At 40.1% G+C, this 7,111-nt stretch carries 4 protein-coding genes; 2 read left to right on the forward strand and 2 right to left on the reverse strand.

Annotated elements, in window-relative coordinates:
- Nucleotides 1–348: 348 nt before the first annotated feature.
- Entirely contained in the window at nt 349–1,593 is a 1,245-nt protein-coding gene (locus ACJ751_RS18470) for a polysaccharide lyase (RefSeq protein ID WP_407746996.1), read from the reverse strand.
- A gap of 243 nt (nt 1,594–1,836) precedes the next feature.
- On the opposite strand from ACJ751_RS18470, the gene ACJ751_RS18475 reads away from it, so the two are divergent.
- Nucleotides 1,837–2,097 (forward strand): hypothetical protein, encoded by a 261-nt coding sequence (locus ACJ751_RS18475; RefSeq protein ID WP_407746997.1) that lies wholly within the window; start codon nt 1,837–1,839, stop codon nt 2,095–2,097.
- A 178-nt stretch (nt 2,098–2,275) separates the two neighbouring features.
- On the opposite strand, the gene ACJ751_RS18480 is transcribed toward ACJ751_RS18475, so the two are convergent.
- On the reverse strand, nt 2,276–2,719 hold the full coding sequence (locus ACJ751_RS18480; RefSeq protein ID WP_407746998.1) for a response regulator: 444 nt from the start codon (nt 2,717–2,719) through the stop codon (nt 2,276–2,278).
- An 870-nt stretch (nt 2,720–3,589) separates the two neighbouring features.
- Here ACJ751_RS18480 and ACJ751_RS18485 point away from each other — a divergent pair.
- On the forward strand, nt 3,590–7,111 hold a 3,522-nt coding region (locus ACJ751_RS18485; protein ID WP_407746999.1), incomplete at its 3' end, for a beta strand repeat-containing protein.

The raw sequence follows: 7,111 nt of genomic DNA on the forward strand, positions 1-7,111 counted from the left end.
CAATACTTGTTTTTTGTAGGTTGGTTTGAATGCTTATCCAGGTATAGTTTGGATTCTTCTTCAATAGCGCTGGGATGGTCGTAGTAATTATTGGTTTCGCTGTTTTTTTGATAATATTTATCCAGTTCCTTAATGTTTTTAAACCTTTTAATCATGTTAATGGTAGTTTAATGGTAGAGGTTATAATTAAATTACCAATTAATGTGATTTCAGATTCGCTTATAAGGCGGATACTTATTTTTTAGATAGATTTATTGACCAAAATCAATTAGGGATTAAGTTCCTTTATGGGGGTTTTTTGTACAAGCGAAATAAAAAGGTGACTCGTATTATCTTAATTACTCAAATTTATTTCGAGAACGTGAAGGTGACAGATTTTGAAACGCCAGTCACACCTCTTGAATCATAAGGAGTTGCTTTTAGTGTATAAGTGCCCAGGGCAGGTGGGTTCCAGTTACCATAAAAGAAATTACCATTTCCATCATCACCGTGTAATGCGTAGGGAGCTGCGACATCAGTAAAGGTTTTGCTTTGTTTTCCACTTAACTCAAACCTCACATTAGTAATAGTACCGGTTGTAACCGCACGAATATTGGCTTTTGCTAATTTCAATGCGCTCAGACTGATTGTTGAGCCATTTGAAATTGTTTGTATATCCTTTTCTGTTTCTGCATTTACCAGGTTCAAAGACGTTACGCTTACAGGAGCAGTTGGTTGATCATTTATTGTTGTAGAACCACTGCCGCCAATGGGTAACATCTCAGAATAGGTAGCTGATGCGCTGCCATATTTAATATCATCGAAATACAGCACTCTCAGGTTGGTAGAAGTAGTATTTGTTCCATTCCAGGCTGATTTGTAGATACCCATTTTCCAGTTGGGAAGGTGGAATTCACCTGTAAGTGCATACATGCTTGGGCCCTTACGGGTTACAATTTTTTGGCCATCTTTCCAAACCTCGATCAATCCATCAGAACCTGATGAGTGAATGATATGATATACATAAGTATGCCATTTGTCTTTTTCAACTACACCCAAGTCGGTTTCGTTGCCATCAAGTGTTCGCAGGTAAATATGACCTGATTGTACACGCAAAGAAATTGCGGCGGTAATGCTTCCGCCACCATGCCATTGGGTAATAACTTCGTCATATTTCTCATCTTTATATTGAGCGCCGGGCATATACAACGCATAGGAATACCAGAAATTATTGGTCGTAGGTTCAGGAAAAGATATTTCAGTTCTTGTACCATCATGATTTTCCGGATCGGTATCTCTCAATTCAAAACGAGCTGATTTTGTTCCACTGAAAGCCTGATTTGTTGAAGCTGTCATACCGTAGCTTGTTGCAGTTTGTTTACTACACATGACATTTAAAAAACTGCTTCCATCTGCATTTTCCTGCCAGATTATATTTCCAATTCCGATCACTGATTCAGTTGATACCAGATCGGTACTTGCAGAACCATCATCTATTATGGGCCCGGTGACATTTTTTTGACAGGCAGCTAAGGTAGCCAGCAAAAGGAGAACGGACAGCACATGCAGATTTCTACTTAACAAATTACCTCTTTTGAGCATCGATATTTTCATTTTAGGTTATTTTTCAAGATTTAAAAAGGTTTTTCAATTGTCGGTACACCTTATTAACGTATAGAATTCCTCCTTCACATTACTGATGTTTTTTAAAAACCTGTAATGTGTTACATGGTTGCCACATAGACCAATGAAGCTTGTAACAGTTTGATCCTGATTTACAATCTTCACATTAAATGAATTAAATGACTACTAAGCCATTCCGACGATTTGATGTCATGAAAAACAGCCATTGAAACCATGATGATATTCCTGGCGATGGCTGTACTTCTTCCAAACTGTGTGGTTGAGATTGTTACTGGCTGCGCGAAACTGCACTTCAGCGCGCCTTTTGAAGCGATAGCACGAACTATTAGTTTTCTCTACTGGTATGGAAACGAAGATGCTGATGTCCGCTTTGAGGATTACTCCAGCAGTATTCATCACAAGGATATTTTGGTTTCCAAAAAGTATTTGAGCGATTCGAGCACAAACATGGTGCCTGATTTTCTTTTATTCTAAAATTTTCAAAGAATTAGACATTTGTCAATAGCTGTTATTGATTCCGTGGTTAAGGAAATTAACTTGCGGAAACAGTATTAATTACCAGGTGATGTAAATAAAGAAGAATGTTTTCTCGGCATTTTTAAGTAATTCTTTCATTCAGGGTATAAGTGGATTCTTATTGTCAGGTTCTTGTTTACTTACTTTTTTTAATAGGAGAAAAATAACCTAAAATGCTTTTAACGCTCATTGTAAATTCATCAAATGAAGCTGGCTTACTTACTATTTCAATATTATTATCCCTCCAGTAATTTAATTCCTTACTGTCCCGGGAAGTGGTAAATATCACTATAGGGATCGTCGATAATACATCGTCCTTCTTAATTTCCCTGAAAGTATCATATCCATCCATTACAGGCATATTAATGTCAAGTATAATCAGGCAGGGCAGATCGCCAAATAGTTTGGCCTGTTGTAAAAAATCAATTGCTTTTTTGCCATCCTGCGCCTCTCTTAAAACTATAGACGGATCTATATTGTTAAGCGCCTTTCTTACAAGATAACGGTCATCCAGATCGTCATCTATATGAAGAATTATTTTAGGATATTCGGTATGTTCTTCAGATTTTATATCAACCATAGTTGTAGCTTAATACAAATTTTATTCCATTTATAGTATTTTGTGTTTTAGTAAAATACAGTTGGATTTTTAGATAATATAAAAAATATTTAATAGCAATTGGACTGTTTACCCGGAAATTTAGATGGTATATGATTTGCATTCTTACCTACGGTTTTTCATAGGATATTGGATTAAAATGGGGCTTTATTTCTATATAGCCCCATTCTTCATTTGTTGATGCAGGTGAGTGGTTGAATTAATTATCCGGGTCAATTAAACGAAAGAGAAAAATATGTGGAAAGGTGTCTACACTACATTAAATGGAAACTGCTCCCGTAAGCAATTCACTCGTTGGTCCCCTAAAAAAAGATTTACCTGTTATGTCGTATTTCAATAATCGCATTACAGGAAGGTTAAGTCAATGCACAATTAAATGAGTTTCATAACTCTTTAGCGTCTGATCGTTAGATTTTTTCGTTGTTTATCGCTTGTTGGAACATATGCCTTTTGGAATTGCCTAGTACTTAACAATCAACATGTTAAAATTATTTTAATATTTCTTATGAAAAATTAAAAAACGTTATTATATTTACAAAGTTCATCGCCCTACTACCATTAACCCCTAAGCCAATTTCCCTCGTAAAAGCCGCTGTTAATCTTATAATCCTCATTTTAATTTACTGTAGCCGAAAGGTAAAGGATCAGCAAAGAGAAAGGCTGTATTTCAAAATCCTGTTATTTACTCCTGTACCCACTTGTACTCCTTAAACATCTTTTTACATTTTGTAAATCCAACATTGTGTGCGTGTTACATGCGTAATTGAATAACCATGTCCCTAATGATCCTGATATACTATCTGCTTTATACTTTTTTAACCCCATGAACGTATGCGCCCTAATTTACGCTTGCTGGCTACCCCATTTACGGTTATCTTTTTATTGTTTACATCTACTATCGTTTTAGGACAATCGACGTTAACTGCTGACCAGGAAGATTACCTCCCTGGCAGTACAGCTACGCTTACAGGGACCGGATTTCAAGCCGGGGAATCTGTTACTGTGCAAGTAGTTCATGCTGATGGTACTCCGGATACCGGGGAAGATCATGATCCATGGATTGTTATAGCCGATAACAATGGCAGCTTTATAACCACCTGGCATGTTTGTGAAGACGATTGTGTTGGCTCTTTATTAAAAGCAACAGCAGATGGCCAGGCGTCAGGCCGGCATGCGGAAACATTTTTTACCGATGCCAATTTGAATTCGGTATCCGTAGGAACTGCATCACAGTCGGTAAACTACGGAACTGCAGCATCTGTTACTTATACAGTTAGTGTGAAAGCAACCGGCTCAGGCACCGGCCCAACCAATGTAACCTTAAATGTTACGGGACTGCCTGCAGGGGTAACTTATTCATTTAGCAGTAATCCAATAAATTTCACGGGGCCGACTACTATCGATGTAACACTAACTTTGAGTGTTCAAAATAATACAGATGTTCCGGCATCTCCTACTTTTACGGTGACAGCAACTGCAGGGGGGACCAGCAAATCGGGGACAGGTACATTGACAATAAACCGCCATCCGGTTACAGGAAGTATAACTGCCGATAATAAAGTTTATGATGGAGGTGCTACCGCAACCATACTCACCCGTACACTTTCAGGTGTTTTATTTGGCGATGACGTGTCGCTTTCAGGAGGCACAGCAACATTTGCCGATAAAAATATCGGTACAAAAACAGTAACTGCAACCGGTCTCACGTTAAGTGGGACTAAGGTTGGTAATTATATCCTTGGCAGCACCACGGCTACCAATTCGGCAACTATTACAGCCAAACCTCTTACCGCCGTTTTTTCGATTGCAGACAAGGTTTATGATGGTAATACTAGCGCCACTATTACAAACCGGCAACTTCAGGGTATAATAGGAAATGAAAAAGTAACGCTTACCGGTGGTACGGCTACTTTCTCAGATAAAAATGCAGGTGCCGGTAAAACCGTTAATGTAGTCGCCCCAATGAGCCTTACCGGCGCGGATGCCGGTAATTATTCCATCGGCACCATTGGGTCCGGCACGGCAAGCATAACAGTCAGAACAGCAACCATCATCTATACGGTAAGTGATAAAACATATGATGGCACTACTGCAGCTACTATTGCTTCTGCTGTTATTCCTTCGGCTGCCGTTGATCCACTTCACGGGTTAATTACCGGCGATAATGTGACTGTTGACTTTAGCAGCGCCACCGCAACCTTCGCCAGCAAGGATATTGCCAATACACAACCTCAACCGGTATCGGCGAGTGGCTTTATTTTAACTGGCTCAGATGGGCCGGCTCCTGGTGGCAATGGCAATTACCAGGTAAATCCTGTAACCGTATTTTCTGCTTCGGCCAATATCAACCAGCTGCCAATTACCATCACCTTTACCGCCAGCAACAAAATATATGATGGTTTAACCAGCGCTACTATTTTAACCAGAACGCTTGTAGGGACTTTAGCTGTTGACGCAGGCAAGATAAGCGGCAGCCTGGGAACGGCAACTTTCGATACCAGGAATGTTGGAACCGGTAAAACAGTCTCGGCAACCGGTTTTACTCTTACCGGAACAGCAAAAGACAATTATGTTATTGTTCCCAATTCTGCCACCGCCACCGCTAATATTACTCCCCGCGGCTTAAATGTAACTGCCCAAACAGATAATCGTGTCTATAATGGCACAACCAGTTCTTCCGTAGCACCCATAGTGCCATTATTGCAAACCGGCGATAATATTGGGACCGCACCAACACAGGTGTATAATAACAGGAATGTTGGAATCAATAAAACCTTAACAGCTTCGGGTCTTGTGATCAACGATGGAAATGGAGGAAATAACTACAACGTAACTTATGTTCCGGACAATACCGGAATTATTACCGCCAGGGATATTAATGTAACAGCCCAAACCGATAGCCGGGTTTATAATGGAACCGCAAGCTCAGCCGCAGCACCTGTAGTAGATGCACTGCAAACAAGCGATAATATTGCTACCGCACCAACGCAGGTGTATAATAACAGGAATGTTGGAACCAATAAAACCTTAACAGTTTCGGGCCTTGTGATCAATGATGGAAATGGAGGCAATAACTACAGTGTAACTTATGTTCCTGACAACACCGGTATTATTACCGCCAGAGATATTAATGTAACTGCCCAAACCGATAACCGCGTTTATAATGGAACAACAAGTTCAGCCGCAGCACCTGTAGTAGATGCATTGCAAACCGGGGATAACATTGCGACTGCACCAACACAGGTGTATAACAACAGGAACGTGGGCACTGGTAAAACGCTGACAGCTTCGGGCCTTGTGATCAATGATGGAAATGGAGGAAATAATTACAGTGTGACTTATGTTCCTGACAATACTGGTATAATTTCAGTAAAAGGTATCAATGTAACTGCGCAAAGCGATAGCCGGATTTATAATGGAACAGCCAATTCAACCGTAGCGCCTGTCGTAGATGTATTGCAAACAGGCGATAATATAGCTACCGCACCAACGCAGGTGTATAATAACAGGAATGTTGGAACCAATAAAACCCTAACAGCTTCGGGCCTTGTGATTAATGATGGAAATGGAGGAAATAACTACAGTGTGACTTATGTTCCTGACAATACTGGTATAATTTCAGTAAGAGGTATAAATGTCACTGCCCAGAGCGACAACCGTGTTTATAACGGCACAGCAAGCTCAGCCGTAGCACCTGTAGTAGATTTATTGCAAACAGGCGATAATATTGCTACCGCACCAACGCAGGTTTACAACAATAGAAATGTGGGTACTGGTAAAACCTTAACAGCTTCGGGTCTTGTGATTAATGATGGAAATGGAGGAAATAACTACAGTATTATTTATGTAACAAACAGCACTGGAATCATTAGCGCCAGGGATCTCAATGTAACTGCTCAAACCGATAACCGCGTTTATAACGGCACAGCAAGCTCAGCCGCAGCACCTGTAGTAGATGTATTGCAAACAGGAGATAATATTGCTACCGCACCAACGCAGGTGTATAATAACAGGAATGTTGGAACTAATAAAACCCTAACAGCTTCGGGGCTTGTGATCAATGATGGAAATGGAGGAAATAACTACAGTATTATTTATGTAACAAACAGCACTGGAATCATTACCGCCAGAGATCTTAATGTAACTGCCCAAAGCGATAGCCGGGTTTATAATGGTAAAGCCAGCTCAGCCATAGCACCTGTAGTAGATGCATTGCAAACCGGGGATAACATTACGACTGCACCAACGCAAGTGTATAACAACAGGAATGTGGGAACCGGCAAAACCTTAACAGCTTCGGGTCTTGTGATCAATGATGGAAATGGAGGAAATAACTACAGTATTATTTATGTA

The sequence above is a fragment of the Niastella sp. genome (assembly GCF_045805085.1).
Classification (GTDB): Bacteria; Bacteroidota; Bacteroidia; order Chitinophagales; family Chitinophagaceae; genus Niastella.

Excerpts from the sequence above, each read along its gene's own strand:
- ACJ751_RS18475 (WP_407746997.1), top strand. The coding sequence starts at position 1,837 with ATGATGATATTCCTGGCGATGGCTGTACTTCTTCCAAACTGTGTGGTT.
- ACJ751_RS18470 (WP_407746996.1), bottom strand. The coding sequence starts at position 1,593 with ATGAAAATATCGATGCTCAAAAGAGGTAATTTGTTAAGTAGAAATCTG.
- ACJ751_RS18480 (WP_407746998.1), bottom strand. The coding sequence starts at position 2,719 with ATGGTTGATATAAAATCTGAAGAACATACCGAATATCCTAAAATAATT.